We start from the raw sequence: 15,562 nt of genomic DNA on the forward strand, positions 1-15,562 counted from the left end.
GGGCCACGTGAAGCGACGCCTGCCTCTGCTTCCCGCCCTGCTCCTTGTGGTCTGCCTGGCCGCGACCACCCGCGCCGCCGAATCGGCGCGCCGCCTGGAGGCGGGCCTGCCGCCAGCCGAGACCGAAATCCTGCGCAGCGACGAGGCTGGGCTCAGCCTGGTGCTCCGCTTCGTGCCGGATGCCTTCCAAGTCCTCGAGTCCGGGCTCTCTGCCGAGCTGGCGGGCTGCGCGCTCGCGAGCGGGGACCCGCAGGCGCCGCGCGCGCCCGGGGCTCCGATGCTGCCCATCTGGCGCGGTCTCGTCGCCCTGCCGCCCGGCATGGAGGCGAGCCTGAGTTGGCGCGCGGTGGCCAGCGAGCCCATCGCCGGCGAGCCGCTACCCTTCCCGACGCCGCGCGCCGTGCCGGCCGGCGAGGACTTCCTCTACGACGAGAGCTTCGTCCGCGATCCGGTCGCCTTCGCCAAGCCCTATCCGATCGCCGCGCGCCTGGGCGAGCCGCACTGGCTGCGCGATCAGCGCGTCGTCGAACTCAGCGTGACGCCCCTGGGCTGGAGCGCCGAGCGCGGGCTCACCCTCGCGCGCGAGCTGCGCGTGGAGATCGGCTTCCGCGCGGCGGCTGCCGAGCGCGCGGCCGCGGCGGCGCGCGAACCGCTCCGGCGCTCGGATCGCCACTGGGAGCGCCTCTACGCGAGCGCCCTGCTCAACCCGGAGCCGGCCGCGGCCTGGCGGCAGCGCGTCCCCGCGCGCTACGGCCTCGGCGGCGCGCGCGGCGCGCGCGCCGAGGCGGCGCTCAAGCTGCTCACGCCGGAGGACGGCCTCTACGCCGTCGTCGGCGACAGCCTCATCGCCCGCGGCATTCCCGCCGGCACCGAGCTCGCGCAGATCGCGCTCTTCCGCCGGCGCCTGAGCTGGGACGGCACCGGTCAGCCCGACTTCCGCGAGACCGCTGAGCCGCGCTACTTCCTGGACGGTGACGGGGACGGTCGGCTCGACCCCGCCGATCGCCTCGTCTTCCTCGGCTGGCGTCTGCGCCACGCGCCGGGCAGCCTGGATCCGATCGAGTGGTACGGGCGCGCGGAGGCCTACTTCGTCGGCGTCGCGCCCGCGCTGGCGCTGGAGATGCTCACGGAGTCCGCCTGGTCGGAAGCGGGCGCCTGGCCCCTGCGCGCGGACTTCAAGCGCCAGCTCTGGCAGCAGGGCGAGCAGGCCTTCCACCAGGCGCCGCCCAACTGGTACTACAACGGCCCGTCGATCGAGACCTGGGACGACAACCTCTATTTCTATGCGCAGCCCCTGGCGCCTGAGGGCTACGTCCTGCGGGTTCCGCTCGCGACGCCGGCCGCCGTCCCCGACAGCAGCGCGCTGCTCAAGCTGCAGTTCCAGGGGGCCTCGCGCTCGACCCTCGATGGCCTGCGCACCTTCAGCGTCGCTCTCGAGAGCGGCACCGGCGGCTGCGTGCTCGATCCCGTCGAGGTGGCCTTCCACTACACGATCGACTACGTCGACACGGTCCCGGCCGGCTGCCTGGAAGCGGCCAGCAGCACGCTCGTCGTCGACCGCACGGACGGCACGCAATTCCGCACCTTCGTCAAGTGGGTCGATCTCACCTACAGCTCGGGCTACGCGGTGCGCCAGGATAGTCTCTACTTCCATGCCGACGGCGCCGGCGGTCCGGCCGAGATCCGCATCTCCGGTCTCACCGGCGACCGCAGCGGTTGGCAGCTCCTGCGCCTGGGTGCCGCCGGCCAGCCGACGCGCGTCCAGCTCGCAGCCGCGAACCAGGCGGGCGGCCCCGGCGCCTACGAACTGCGGCTGCGCCGGGATCTCGCCGGCGACGAGGCCTGGTGGCTCGCCGACGCCGCGCGCCTGCGGGCCCCGACCATCGCTCCCGCGGCCGCCGTCGACGTTCTCGACGAGACCGCCCCCTGCGACATCCTCGTCATCGCGAACGACGGCTTCGCCGCGGGCATGCAGCCCTGGCTCGACCGCCGCACGGACGAGGGATACCGCGTGCGCCTGCTCACGACCGCCACGGTCTGGGACGCCTTCTTCGGCGGCGTGCGCGGGGCGATCGGCCTGCGCAACGCCGCGCGCTTCGCCTATCAGCAGTGGGGCGCCGAAGCGCTGCTCCTCGTCGGCGACGCCAACAAGGACGCCCGCGGCCTTGGCCCCGACGCGATGCCCGACTTCGTGCCCGTGCACTCCAAGCACGAGTACGTCGGCGTGGACGCCCTGGTCGCCCTGGAGGAGTGGGTGGTCAAGTGGAATTGGAACGACTGGCCGGCGCTGCTGATGGGCCGCCTGCCGGTCGGCAGCCCGGAGGAGCTGGCGATCATCCTCGAGAAGATCGCCTGCTACGAGGGCGGCTGCGAACCCGACGGCGCCTGGCGCCGCCGCTTTCTGCTCGGCGCCGACGACTGTTGGATCTGGGACGATCCCGCCGAGATCGTCTATTGCCGCGACAACGAGCGGCAGTTCGAGATCGCCGTCGAGGCGATGCGGCCCCTCGTTGCGGACAGCTGGGTGGGCGACCTCCGGGGCGTGCCCTACTACCTCAGCGCGCAGACGGACGCCTGGTACGCCGAGCACAGCCCGGTCTATCCGACCGAGCTCGAGACCTTGCTGCGGCCGATCGTCGCGCCCGTCTTCATCGACTCGCTGAGCCAGGGCTACCTCTGGGCCTCGATCCAGAGCCACGCCAACCGCGGCCAGCTCTGCCACGAACTGATCTTCAAGACCGCCGCCGGCGGCCACGACCAGGACTTCCTCACGAATGCGAACCGCCCCTTCTTCTGGGCCCTCTTCGGCTGCCACGGCAACGAGTTCGCCACCCACAACGAGGAGCGCAGCAACGTCGGCGACTGCCTGGGCGAACACCTCCTCTTCGCCGACGCCAACCGCGGCGCGGTGGCGAGCTACGCCAGCGACGGTTTCGAGTACCTCTTCCCCAACCTGCGCTGGCAGCGGGACTGGCACGAGATCATGGTCAGCGCGACGGATCCCGAGCAGTCCCTCGCGGTGCTGCCCGCCTGGCGCGCCGGCGATCTGCAGCTCATCGCCGAGCTGCGCCTCGGCGACAAGGATGCCGCCTACCGCACCAACCTGCTCGGCGATCCCCTGCTGCGCCTGAGCGCCGGCGCCCCGCGCCTGCGCCTGTTCGTCAACGAGCAGGAGATGGCGCCCGGCGACTTCGTTCCGCCCCAGGTCACCGGCGATACGCTGCGCATCGAGGCGCTGGTCTGGGACGAGAACTACCTGACGGGCTTCTCCCTCAGCGACTCGGCTCGGGCGGCGATCCCCTTCCAGGCGACGCCGGCCTTCACGGCGGAGGCGAGCTTCCCGCTGGACAGCCTGGCCCCCTTCGACACGACGGCGGTCGAAGCGACCGGGCGCGGCCGCGCCTGGCATCTTGCGGCGCGGCAGCCCTACGACTTCGGCATGGACGCCCTTGTGCTGAGCGCGGAGGACCTCGCGGGCACGAGCGCGGAGTTCGTGTTGCCGGTGCCGAAGTCGATCAAGGTCTACCTGGCGGAGAGCCAGCTGCGCGAGGGCCAGTGGGTGCGGCCGCGCGGCACCCTGCGGATCGACATCCTCGTCCCGTCGCCGGAGCTCCTGCCCGACCGCTTCGGCCTGCTCGTCGATGGCGCCGCGAGCGGGATCAGCGCCGTGCCCACCGACTCCAGCACGCTGCACCGCATGGAGCTGCCCTACGCCTGGTCGCCCGGCGCGCACTCGCTCGTCGTGCTGCTGGACGGCGAGGAGTACGGCGGGCTCACCCTGCGCGTCGACGCGGCCACGCGACTCCTCGCCGGACGGATCTTCCCCAACCCCTTCCGCAATGTCGTCACCTTCCACTTCGAGTTGACGAACGGCGTCCGGGAGGGCACGCTCAGCATCTACACGCTGAGCGGACGGCGCGTCTTCCGCCGCGAGCTGGGCGCCCTCGCCGAGGGCCAGACCCAGGTGATCAGCTGGGACGGCCGCGACGGGCAAGGGGACAAGATCGCCAACGGCACCTACATCGCGCGCCTGGCGCTGACGGACCTGCGGGGCGAGGCGGTGTTCTGGGAGGACAAGGTCGTCCGCATGCGCTAGGGGAGCGGCCGCATTGAATCCGATCTTGAGGAACTTCCTCTCGCTCGCCCTGGGGCGCTACGTCTCCATCGCGATCGGCGCCGTCGTCATCGTGCTGATGGGCCGCGCGCTGCCGGTCGCGGACTACGGGCGCTTCTTCGCGGCGCTCGCGGCGGCCGAGCTCTTCTCGGCCCTGCTCGATCTCGGGCTCAACCGCATCCTGCTCAAGGAGGGCTCGGCGGATCGCACCCGGGCGGGCGCGCACCTCTTCAACATCCTCGTCATCAAGACGGCGCTCGCGGCACTGATGCTGGCCGGCATGCAGGTCTACGCGCTGCACCAGGGCCCGCTCTATGCGCTGGTCATGCTGCTCGCGCTGACGAAGGTGGCCGACAACTTCGCCATCACCTACGATGCCGTCTTCCAGATCCACCAGCGGATGGAGTTCTCGGCGGCGATCCTCGTCTTCTCGCGCCTCGTGCTGCTCGCCGTCGTCCTCCACGGCTGGCGCGGCGAGGCGGGCCTGCTCTACTTCGCCTGGGTCTACCTGGGCGTCAGCCTGGCGAGCGCGCTGCTCACGGCGGGGATCAGCGGCCGTTTCGCGACGCCGCGCCGCGGCGCTCTCGGCTGGCGCGAGACCGTGGGGCGCGAGGGCGTCTTCTTCGCGCTCTCGAGCCTGCTCGCGATGGCGGCGACGCGCATGGACATGCTCGTCCTCAAGGAGACGGTCGACGCGCACAGCCTCGGTCTCTACGCGCCGCCGGCGCGCATCCTCGTCGTCTTCCAGATCCTGCCCCTGGTGCTGCAGACCGCCGTGCTGCCCGACCTCTTCCGGCTGGGCCGCCAGGACCGGGCCGCCCTGACGCCCTTCTACCGCGCCTACTTCCAGCGCTCGCTGCTGCTCGCGCTCTTTCCCCTGCTCTGGACCCTGCTCTTCGCGGAGGTGATCCTGGGCCGCCTCTGGGGCGCCGCCTATCTGCCCGGCGCGCCCTGGCTGCGCCTGCTCGTCTGGCTGCTGCCCCTGCGCTTCATCGGCTTTGCGGCCGGCAACGTGCTCACGGCGCTGAACCGGCAGTGGGTGCGCACGCTGCAGCAGGCGGGCGGCGTCGCCGTGAGCCTGGGCCTGATGCTCTGGCTCGCCCCGACGCGCGGCGTGGAGGGGGCGGTCCTCGGCCTCCTCGTCGGCGAGGCGCTGGCCGCCCTGCTCAGCTTGGTCGCGGCCGCGCGCCACGGCTACCGGCCGGCCCTGCTGCCCAGCCTGCGGGCAATCGCCGGCGCCGCCCTGGCCGCGGCGGCCCTGCTCCTGCTCAAGCGGGCGCTGCCGCTGGGCTTCATCGGCGGCCTCGCGGCAACCGGCGCGCTGGTGGGCGCCTCGATCCTGGCGACCCGTGCGAGCTCCTGGTCCGAGCTCCGCGCCCTCCTGCCCCGGCGTTCCTAGACGCGCTGCGCCCCGCCCTCCAGCGCCGCTTCGCAGGCGCTGTCGGACGGGGCGCAGCGCGTCAACCTGCCCGGCGCCTGGGGGCGCGGGCTCGGATCAGGAGCTCAATTCGTCACCAGGGTATACGTGAGGACCGCCTCGCCCTTCGCGGGCACGGGCACCGTGAAGACGAGCTGCCGCGTCGAGCGCTTGTCGTACTCGTGGCTCGCGCCCCGCACGCTCCATTCCTGCCAGGCCGGCGTGTCCTCGAGGACTTCGACGCGGATCGCGCTGTCCTTGTGGTTGCGCAGGGTGATCTGAAAGCTGCGCGAGACGATCCGGTTGCCGCGCTGGTCGATGGCCGTCTGCAGGCGCTCGCCGCGGATGTCGAAGGCGTCGCCGAGCTTGAGGCGCACGCGCTCGCCCTCGGGTGTGTGGGGGATCTCGTCCTCGCCGGCGAACTGCAGCTGGCCGCCCGCATCCGCCTGGTAGACGCGGACAGTGCCTTTGGGCAGGGGCAGGCCGGCGCCCGCCTCCTCGCTGTTGGCGAACTCGAGCGTGACGGCGACGGCGCGCGGCTCGCTGTCTTCCTGCCAGCTGTCCGAGCGGAAGACGTACTTGCGCTGGGCGGGCAGGCCGGCGATGCGCAGCAGCTCGACCTGCTTCTGCTCCTTGTCGAGGACGGTGGTGGGCCGGCCGAGCGTGTAGAGGTGATACTCGAAGAACTGCTCCTGGGCGAAGCCGCCGCGGTCGGCGGCGAAGGCCATCGCCTCCATGCCCTTGGCCATCCGCGGCGTGGGCCGCGGCACGCGGTTGACATCGCCGGCCACCAGCTTCAGGCGCGCCTCCGGGTAGGCCTTGCCGCTGCGATTGTCCAGGGTCACCCAGCCGGTGAGATCGAGGACATCCTTCTCGCCGGCCACCGCCACGTAGTCCGCGCGCCAGCCGATGCCCTCGCTCAGGTAGGACAGCTCGACCTCGTGGCGGCCGGCCTGCGCCGCCTCGATCAGCCAGACCAGGCTCGGCTCGAGCAGCAGGCCCGCAGGCAGCGCGGGCAGCACGAAGCCCTCGATGTGCAGTTCGCCATCGATCTCGAGGATGCGGCCGAGCGGCTGGCTCTCGGTGGGGTTGCCGGCCGCGAGCAGGCGCGCGCGGCGCCACTCGCCGTCGACCAGCGCGCGCACCTCCTGGCCGCGATAGCGCTCGAGCAGCGAGTTGCGGTCCAGCAGGTCGTAGCGGTAGTTCTGCTCGAGAACGAGCGTGCCTTCGGGATCGCGCAGGCTGCGGAAGTGGACGGTCTCGGGCAGCAGGCGCTCCGGCACGCCGGTGAAGGTGTACTCCTGAACGCCCCGGCTGAGATCGATGGCGCGCAGCTCCTTCACGAGCGCGAGATCGTTGTTGTAGACGGTGAGCTCGATCGCCGATTCCGCGCGGGCGGCCGGCGCCGCCAGGCAGAGGAGAAGGGCGATGGCGATGGGCCGTGGCATCGGATACCTCCCTGTCGATGTGCGGGGATCCTAATCGCCGCCGCCGGTCCTGGCAAGCGCCGGTCGGAGCGCTGATCTGCGGCCTTGACGGTGGCGCGGGTGCCGGTGTTTACCTAGCGGCACGAGTTGCGTTCCCCGGAGGCGCCGCGCGTGGGCATCGTCGCCGACATCTCCCTGATCGTCGTCTGCGGCCTCGCCCTGGGCGCCCTGGCGCACCGCTTCGGCCAGCCGGTCTTCCTCGGCTACTTCGCCGCCGGCATCCTGCTCGGCCCGCACGTTGGCGGGCCGGCGATCTCCTCGCCCCACGAGATCGAGCTGCTGGCCGAGATCGGCGTCGCCCTGCTGCTCTTCGCGATCGGCATCGAGTTCTCGCTCTCGGCGCTGCGCGACGTGCGGCGCATCGCGGTCCTCGGCACCGCGCTCCAGATGGCGCTCACCCTGGCGCTCGGCGCGGGGCTCGGCCGGCTCTTCGGCTGGCCGGCGCGGGAGGCGATCTGGTTCGGCGCCCTGATCAGCGTCTCCAGCACGATGGTCGCGCTCAAGACCCTCGCCGCCGGCGGCTTCCTCGGCACGCTCTCGAGCCGCGTAATGCTGGGGATGCTCGTCGCGCAGGACCTCGCCGTCGTCCCGCTGATGCTCGTGCTGCCGCAGATCGGGCGCCCGGATGGCGGCGCGGGTCTTCTGCTCCTCGCCCTCGGCCGGGCGGCGCTCTTCCTCGCCCTGCTCGTGCTCGTCGCCCTGCGCGTCGTCCCCTGGCTGGTCGCCCGCGCCGCCGCCGCGCGCTCCCGCGAGCTCTTCGCGCTGACGGTGGTCGCCCTCGGCCTCGGCATCGGCCACCTCAGCCACCTGGCCGGGCTCTCCTACGCGATCGGCGCCTTCATCGCCGGACTCGTGCTCAGCGAGTCGGAGTACGGCCACCAGGCGCTCAGCGACATCATCCCCCTGCGCGACGTCTTCGGCCTGCTCTTCTTCGCCTCGCTGGGCATGCTCGTCGACCCCGCCTTCATCGCCGAACATCCGCGCGAACTGGCGTTGATGGTGCTCGTCGTCATCGCGGGCAAGGGCCTGATCTTCGCGGGTGTTGGGCGGCTGTTCGGCTACCGCAACGTGGTGCCCCTGGCCATGGGTCTCGGCCTGAGCCAGATCGGCGAGTTCTCCTTCCTGCTGGCGCAGCTCGGTCTGGAGAGCGGCGGCATCGGCGAGGCGCTCTTCTCGCTGACCGCCGCCACGGCGCTCGTCACGATGGTGCTGACACCCTACCTCAGCCGGGCCACCGAACCGCTCTACCGGCGGTGGCGCCGCTGGCGGCCGCGCGCGCTGCCCGGGCCGACGGCGCCGACCGCGCCGCCGGCGCGCCCCGTCGTGATCGCGGGCGCCGGGCGCGTCGGCCGGCGCGTGGCCGCCGTCCTTGCCGAAGAGGGCCTGCCCTTCTGCTTGATCGACTTCGACCCGCACCGCTTCGCCGAGGCGCAAGCGCGCGGCTGGCCGGTGGTCTTCGGCGACGCCGCGCAGACGCCGGTGCTGGCGGCCGCCGGCCTCGCCGAGGCGCGGCTGGGTGTCGTCACACTGCCCTCGGCGGTGGGGGCGCAGATCGTGGCCGCGCGGATGCGCGAGCTGGTGCCCGCGCTGCCGCTCGTCGTGCGCTGCGAGGGACAGGCCGAGGCGGGCGCGCTGGCGCGCCTCGGCCTCGTCCAGATCGTGGAGCCGGAGTTCGAGGCCGCGCTGGAGATCGCCCGCCAGTCGCTCGTGCACCTCGCGGTGGAGCCCGCGCGCATCCAGCGCTTCCTCGACGCGATGCACCGCCCGCACGTGGCCGCGCGGGGCGACGCGCCGCTCCGCTAGCGACTGCCGCGCGCTCGGCCTCCGGACTGCAGGCCGCGCAGCTGACCGCAGCCGCCGCCGACGTCCACCCCCTGGCTCCAGCGCACGGTCACGCCCGGGACGCCGGGCACCAGCCGGCCGACGAAGCGCTCGACCTGCTCTGGGGTCGGCCGCGCGAGCTCGGCTTGGCGGGCGCCGGGCAGGGCGACGCGCACCCGCGTCGCGCCGGGGTTGTAGGGGATGATGTTCAGCTTGAAGGGCCGCCGCCGGGTGAGAGCGCGCAGATTGGCGGCGTCCTCGTCGCGATCGTTGACGCCGGCGATGAGGACGTACTCGAGGGTCACGCGGCGTTCGGTGCGGCGCGCGTAGTCCGCGCAGGCTGCGAGCAGGTCGGCGATGCGGTGCTTGTGGAGGGCGGGCATCAGGGCCGCCCGCGTGGCGTCGTCGGCGGCGTTCAGCGAGAGAGCGAGGCCCACCTTGACCGGCGCCGCGGCGAGCTCCGCGATACGGCCGGGCAGTCCCGCCGTGCTCACCGTGATCCGCCGCCCGCCGTAGCCGAGCGTCTCCCCGAGCAGGCGCAGCGCGCCGACCAGCGGACCGAAGTTCAGGAGCGGCTCGCCCATGCCCATGAAGACCAGGTTCGGACGCGCGCTGTCCGGCGGCAGCGCCTGCTGGAGGAAGAGCACTTGGTCGAGGATCTCGTCCTGCTCGAGGTTGCGGCGGAAGCCCATGCGCCCGGTCTCGCAGAAGACGCAGTCCAGGGGACATCCGACCTGGCTCGAGATGCAGAAGGTGGGGTGCCGCTCGCCCTGCATGTGCACGGCCTCGATGGTCTCGCCGTCGGCCAGGCGCAGGAGGTGCTTGACCGAGCCGTCCTGAGCGCTCGGTGTGGCGAGCACGGGCGCTAGCGAGACGAGTGAAGCCTCCGCCGCCAGCGCTTCGCGCAGCCCGCGCGGCAGGTCGCTCATCGCGTCCCAGGCGAAGGCGCCGCGGGCGAAGATCCACTGCTTGACGGCCCGTCGCCGCCAGGCGGGCTCGACCCGCGCGGCGAGCCAGTCTTCCAGAGCCTCGGGGGCGAGGCGCTTCAGGGGGATCCGGCCAGCAGGGGGAGACGCGTTCATGCGCGGCAAGTTAGCACGCCAGCTCCCGCTGGACCAGCCGGTGAGCGCGGTGGATCCGCTGGCATCTCCGGCGCGCGTCGATTATGCTCGCTCGGACAGGACTGGAGGCAACGATGAGCGTACGCCTGCTCGTGGTGGACGACGAGGCCGGGGTCCGCGAATCCCTGGGCAAGATCCTGCGCTACGAGGGCTTCACCGTGGAGATGGCCGCCGACGGCCCGACCGCGCTCGCGCTCGCCGAGCGGCAGGCCTTCGATCTCGTGTTCCTCGACATCAAGATGCCGGGCATGGACGGTCTCGAGGTGCTCACCCGCCTGGGCGAGGGCGGCCTGGCGATGCCGGTCGTCATCATCTCCGGGCACGGCACCGTGGAGACGGCCGTCCAGGCCACGAAGCTGGGGGCATTCGACTTCCTCGAGAAGCCGCTGGACGCCGACCGCGTCCTGGTCACCCTGCGCAACGCGCTGGCCTGGCTCGAGCAGCAACGCCAGATCGAGTCGCTGCGCCAGCGCCTGGGCGAGGGCGAGCAGATCGTGGGGGAGAGCGCGGCCGTGCGCGCCCTGCTCAAGGGAATCGAGCGGGTGGCGCCGACGGACGCCCGCGTGCTGATCACCGGCGAGAACGGTTCGGGCAAGGAGCTGGTCGCCCGGCGCATCCACCGCCTGAGCGCGCGCGCCGGAGGCCCCTTCGTCGACGTCAACTGCGCTGCCATTCCCAACGAGCTGATCGAGAGCGAGCTCTTCGGGCACGAGAAGGGCAGCTTCACCGGGGCGCACCAGCAGCGGCGCGGTCGCTTCGAGCAGGCCGACGGCGGCACGCTCTTCCTCGACGAGATCGGCGACATGTCCTTGACCGCGCAGGCCAAGGTCCTGCGCGTCCTGCAGGAGGGGAAGTTCGAGCGCGTCGGCGGCACCGTGACCCTGCAGGTCAACGTGCGGGTCATCGCCGCCACGAACAAGGACCTGCTGGCCGAGGCGGCCGAGAATCGCTTCCGGGAGGACCTCTTCTACCGCCTCAACGTCGTGCCGCTGCAGGTGCCGCCCCTGCGCGAACGGCCGGAGGACATCCCCTTGCTCGCCAAGCATTTCACCGAGCTCTACCTGCGCGAGCAGGGGATGCGGCCCAAGCTCTTCGCCCCCGCGGCGCTGGACCGCCTGCGCGCCTACCGCTGGCCCGGCAACATCCGCGAGCTGCGCAATCTCGTCGAGCGCCTGCTCATCATGGCGCCGGGCGAGCGGATCGAGGCGGAGGATGTCCCGCCGGCCGCCGGCGGCGGCGCCGAGGCGGAGGACTCGCTCTTCGCCGCCCCCAGCTTCCAGCTCTTCAAGGAGCGCAGCGAGGCGGCCTACCTCGCCCGGAAACTCCGGGAGTATGGGGGTAACGTGAGCCGCACGGCCCGCGCCCTGGAGATGCAGCGCAGCAATCTCTACAAGAAGATTGAAAAATATGGACTTACGACCGGCCGACCGGAAGCCGAGGAAGGCCCTGAGGAGGACGACTAGGCACCGCTGGCGACCGCCCCCCGCGCTATTCTTTTGCAGCACTGCGATTTGACTCACCTGCCCTGGCCGCCTATCATTCCCCATGCCGCCCTGGAATCGCGAGGCGGCGGGTTCTTACCCTTGCCAGGAGCATTCGACGATGAGAAGGGGCGCAATCACCTGTCTTTTCATCCTGGCCCTGCTGATTGCCAGCAGTCTCAGCCTGGGCAATGCACCTGATTCAGCCCTGAGCACCGGCGAGACGGCGGCGCTCGCCGAGACGCCACCCGCAGGCGAAGTCCCGACGGGCCTCGCTGCCGGCGGGGGGGGCGGCAACGGCGGCAACGGCGGCGACGGCGGTCCCGGCAATAGCCTCTCTGGCGACGACGACGACTACTGGGACGGCGTCAACAACGATGAGGAGCCGCCGCGCTCGCAGCACGATCTGAATCTGATCCTGCTGATTCTGGAGGCGTGGATGCGCACGGAGTACTGGCTGTTGCCGTAACCGTCGCGGCTCACGCCGCGCCCTCTGAGTACGTCCACCCCACAAAGGACGAACCGATGAGAGAGCCAGATCGCAGCGGTCCCCAGGAGTTCCAGCAGCAGGCGGGACGCGCCCCCCTGCCCTCGCTGGTCAGCTCCAGCGACACCGAGGCCATGGGGGATTTCCACTTCTCCTCGGAGAACTACACCCTCGCGCTCGAGTATTTCGAGCAGGCCTACCAGAACCTCCAGAACGAGGGCCCGAGGGCCGAACTCTGGCGACTGGCCTTCAAGCTCGGCGAGAGCTATCACCGCAAGGGCCTCGACAACGAGGCCCGTGAGTGGTTCTACCTCGCGCAGGCCAGGCTCAAGGGCCGCGAAACGAGCCTGGAGTTCGGCCTCGTCCTCGATCGCATCGGGATGGTCCACCTGTACACGAGCAGCCCCGAGGAAGCCCTCCAGTTCTGCTTCCAGGCCTACGAGTTGCTCAAGAACTCCTCGCTCCACAGCGAGGTGGCGGAGAACCTGAACCGCATCGCGATCATCTACTCCCGCCTCGGCTATCCCCGCGAAGCCGAGGAGTTCTTCACCGATGCCCTCGTCACCTACCGCCGGATCGACGACCACCGCGGGGTCATCGGCGCCACGATGAACCTGGGCCTGCTCAAGAAGAACGCTTGCGATTTCGAAGGCGCGCTGGTGCTCTTCAACAAGAGCATGGCGCTGGCCAAGCAGCACTCTTTGCACGGCGTTCGCATCAGCCTGCTGCTCAACATCGGCATCGTCTACTTCAAGCAGGGGCGGCACCGCGACGCCTCCGAGATGTGCATCCGCGCCCGGCGCCTGGCGCGCGAGGCGGGCGACGAGGGCAAGGCGGCGCGCGCCACCAGTTCCCTCGGCCGGGTGCAGATCCAACTGGGCAACTTCCGGCGCGCGGAGCAGCTCCTGCTCGAGAGCCGCGTGCTCGCCGAGAAGAACCGGCAGCAGCGCAGCCTGGCGCTCGCCGATGAGTTCCTCGGCGAGCTGGCCGAGGCGAAAGGCGATCTCGAGGCCGCCCTCGCCAACTACGAGCTGGCGCTCGGGCTCGCGCGCCAGATCGCGCCCAAGGGCGACGTCGTCGTCGAGCTGCTGCAGCGAATCGCACGCGTGCAACTCAAGCAGGGGCTGCCCTTGGAGGCGCTGCGCAGCGCCGAACGTGGCCTCAAGCTCACCGAGAGCAACGGCGAGCTGTTCGAGGTGCCGCACCTCTATCGAACCCAGGCCCGCGCCTGGCTGCGCCTCGAAAGCAGCGAGAAAGCGGAAGCCGCGTTCCGCAATGCACTGCAGGCTTTCCAGCATACCCGAGAGCAGGGCGAGGAGGACCGGACCAAGCTCGAGTACTGCGGACTGCTCTTTGCGCGCCGTGCGCTCGAGGACGCGCTGCGCGCCCGCAAGCTGCTCGAAGATCTGCTCCAGCACCGCTGTGACGAGACCTGCGATCGCTTCTGCTTCGAGGCGAGCCTGTTGCTCGCGTGTGTCGAGAGCTGGCTCGGCGACCTCGATCGCGCGCTGCTCGCGGTCTTCGACGCCGAGGGTTATCTGCCGGCCGACGCCGACGCCGCGGAGCGCGAGGAGCTCGACCGCGTGCGTCTCGAAGTCGAGCAGCGCAAGATCGCCCAGGGCGGGAGCGGATTCGGCTTCCTGCCGGGTGCGCAGAAGACCTTGCTCGGCGGCCGCGAGGATCTGCCCGAAGACCTGCGGCGCGCCTGGCGCAGTCTGTTCGAGCTCTGCGACGCCGATGCCGGCTGTCTCTGCATGGATGGCGCCGACGGCGGCCCCTTCGAATTCCTCGAGGGCATGACCCGGGCCGAAGTCGCGGGCCTGCGCGAGTCGGGGGGCGGCGGCGAAAGCGCGGAGAGCGCCGGGAGCGCTGGGAGCGAGGGTCCCGCCAGCTCGCTGCTCTTCCAGCCCCTGGTTCACTCGGGCAAGGAGATGGGATTCCTCTGCCTCTGGCGTCGGCGGCCCGGCGAACCCGGCTTCTCCCGCGAGATGGTGCGCTACATCGCGGGCTTCGCTCGCATGGTAACCCTCATCGCCTGTCAGGAGCGCGAACGCCTGCAGCGGCACTCCGTGCCGCTGAGCGAGCTGCCCGAGGCAACGCAGCACATCATCACCCGCGATCCGGGCATGCTCGAGCTGCTGCACCTGACCGGCAAGGTGGCGGAGACCGACGCCTGGGTGCTGCTCAGCGGCGAAACCGGCACAGGCAAGGGGGTGCTCGCCTACGCGATCCATCGTTTGAGCAACCGGCGCGACCGGCGCTTCGTGCATGTCAACTGCGCGGCTCTGCCGGAAGAGCTGCTCGAGAGCGAGCTCTTCGGGCACGTGCGAGGTTCATTCACGGGCGCCATCCACGACAAGCCGGGTCTCATCGAGGAGGCCAACGGCGGCACGCTCTTCCTGGACGAGGTGGGCAAGACCTCGCTCAAGATGCAGGCAAAGCTGCTGCAATTCCTCGACACGCGGGAGATCCGGCGCGTGGGCGCCAACGACAGCATTCCGGTCAACGTGCGCCTGATCACGGCGACGAAGACCGACCTCAAGGAATTGTCGCGCCAGGGTCGTTTCCTGGAGGATCTCTACTATCGCCTCAACGACTTCCCGCTGCGGATGCCGCCCCTGCGCGAGCGCGTGGGCGATGTCGCCCTGCTGGCCGAGTACTTCCTGGATCGCTACGGCGCCGACTTCGGCAAGCACCTGCGCGGCATCTCCCAACGCGCGATGCTCAAGCTCGAGAGCCATGCCTGGCCGGGCAACGTGCGCGAGCTCGAGAAGGTGATCAAGCGCGCCTTGCTGCTCAGCCCGGACGAGCAGCCGCTAGCCAGCGAAGCGATCGTGCTCGAGGACACCCTGCAGGGAGCCGCGAAGGGGCAGGTGCCTGGCCTGGACTTGAACCTGAAGCGGCAGGTGGGCGAACTGGAGCGCCAGCTGCTGGTCGAGGCGCTGGAGCAGGCCGAGTGGAACCGCACGCGCGCTTGCCGGAGCTTGGGGATCAGCTACCCGACCCTCCTGCAGAAGATCCGCAAGTACGACCTCGACGTCTGAGCGGCCCGGCGTCGCACCCGCTCAGGTTGTCACCGGCCCGGAGTCCCCCTCCGGGCCGCAGCATTCCCGGGCTTCTCGCGCAAGAGTCCTCCGAAGACGCGGCGGATCACCAGAGGTCCTGCTAGTCGCTAGACTGCGTGCTGAGCGCCGCTTGCGATCGCCGTCCCTCCATCGCTCTCAAGGAACTTGCATCCGGGGGTGAGGCCCTGCGGCGAGGGCCGGCGCTCGATCTCGCAAGTGCTTCCATACCAAGGGAGAAGACGGCGGCGCCTCGCACTTCGCCTGGCACATTCTCTGCTGAAGCCGCCGTGAAGCGCGGAGGGGCCAGGCCTGGCAGGTATGAGGGCCCATTCCAAACTTCCTCGAGGGATTTCGAACGGAAATGATAGGGGAAGTCAGCCGGATTCGATGCCTTCCCTCGAGTTGGCCGCCGGTTTCCGGTGAGTCGGTTGATTCAGTCCCGGCGTGAAGTGTGGGGCAACACGCCGAGACAACCGGAGAGCGACGGTCGCAGGAGATGAACTCCTCTCCTTGATGCTGAGATGTGCAAGGCGAGAGGGCGCGAGCCCTCTTGCCTTTTTTCAGCTTTT

8 protein-coding genes are annotated in these 15,562 nt (G+C 70.7%); 6 read left to right on the forward strand and 2 right to left on the reverse strand.

Annotation, left to right across the window (positions count from 1 at the left end):
- The first annotated feature begins 7 nt into the window (after positions 1-7).
- Together FJ251_02170 and FJ251_02175 are read left to right on the forward strand one after the other, a co-directional pair.
- The gene (locus FJ251_02170; protein ID MBM4116537.1) at positions 8-4,096 is read left to right on the forward strand and encodes a hypothetical protein; all 4,089 of its coding nucleotides are present in this window, start codon (positions 8-10) and stop codon (positions 4,094-4,096) included.
- A gap of 13 nt (positions 4,097-4,109) precedes the next feature.
- The gene (locus FJ251_02175; protein ID MBM4116538.1) at positions 4,110-5,513 is read left to right on the forward strand and encodes a hypothetical protein; all 1,404 of its coding nucleotides are present in this window, start codon (positions 4,110-4,112) and stop codon (positions 5,511-5,513) included.
- Between the two features lie 104 nt (positions 5,514-5,617).
- Here the strand turns inward: FJ251_02175 and FJ251_02180 are convergent, their stop codons facing one another.
- Positions 5,618-6,979 (reverse strand): DUF4139 domain-containing protein, encoded by a 1,362-nt coding sequence (locus tag FJ251_02180; GenBank protein MBM4116539.1) that lies wholly within the window; start codon positions 6,977-6,979, stop codon positions 5,618-5,620.
- A gap of 126 nt (positions 6,980-7,105) precedes the next feature.
- On the opposite strand from FJ251_02180, the gene FJ251_02185 reads away from it, so the two are divergent.
- The gene (locus tag FJ251_02185; GenBank protein MBM4116540.1) at positions 7,106-8,821 is read left to right on the forward strand and encodes a portal protein; all 1,716 of its coding nucleotides are present in this window, start codon (positions 7,106-7,108) and stop codon (positions 8,819-8,821) included.
- Here FJ251_02185 and FJ251_02190 read toward each other — a convergent pair.
- Positions 8,818-9,921, reverse strand: coding sequence for a 23S rRNA (adenine(2503)-C(2))-methyltransferase RlmN (locus tag FJ251_02190; protein ID MBM4116541.1), 1,104 nt, complete (start codon positions 9,919-9,921; stop codon positions 8,818-8,820). The two genes, FJ251_02185 and FJ251_02190, sit on opposite strands and share 4 nt — an antisense overlap.
- Before the next feature lie 113 nt (positions 9,922-10,034).
- On the opposite strand from FJ251_02190, the gene FJ251_02195 reads away from it, so the two are divergent.
- The 3 genes from FJ251_02195 to FJ251_02205 all read left to right on the forward strand — a co-directional run bounded on the left by FJ251_02195 (position 10,035) and on the right by FJ251_02205 (position 14,972).
- Positions 10,035-11,423 carry a sigma-54-dependent Fis family transcriptional regulator gene (locus FJ251_02195; protein ID MBM4116542.1) on the forward strand — a complete coding sequence of 463 codons (1,389 nt, stop codon included), beginning with the start codon at positions 10,035-10,037 and terminating at the stop codon, positions 11,421-11,423.
- Between the two features lie 139 nt (positions 11,424-11,562).
- Complete coding sequence (locus tag FJ251_02200) at positions 11,563-11,910, forward strand: hypothetical protein (protein ID MBM4116543.1); 348 nt, start codon at positions 11,563-11,565, stop codon at positions 11,908-11,910.
- 56 nt (positions 11,911-11,966) lie between these two features.
- Positions 11,967-14,972 (forward strand): tetratricopeptide repeat protein, encoded by a 3,006-nt coding sequence (locus FJ251_02205; protein MBM4116544.1) that lies wholly within the window; start codon positions 11,967-11,969, stop codon positions 14,970-14,972.
- The last annotated feature ends 590 nt before the right edge of the window (positions 14,973-15,562 follow it).

Source organism: bacterium (assembly GCA_016873475.1).
Lineage (GTDB): Bacteria > Krumholzibacteriota > Krumholzibacteriia > JACNKJ01 > JACNKJ01 > VGXI01.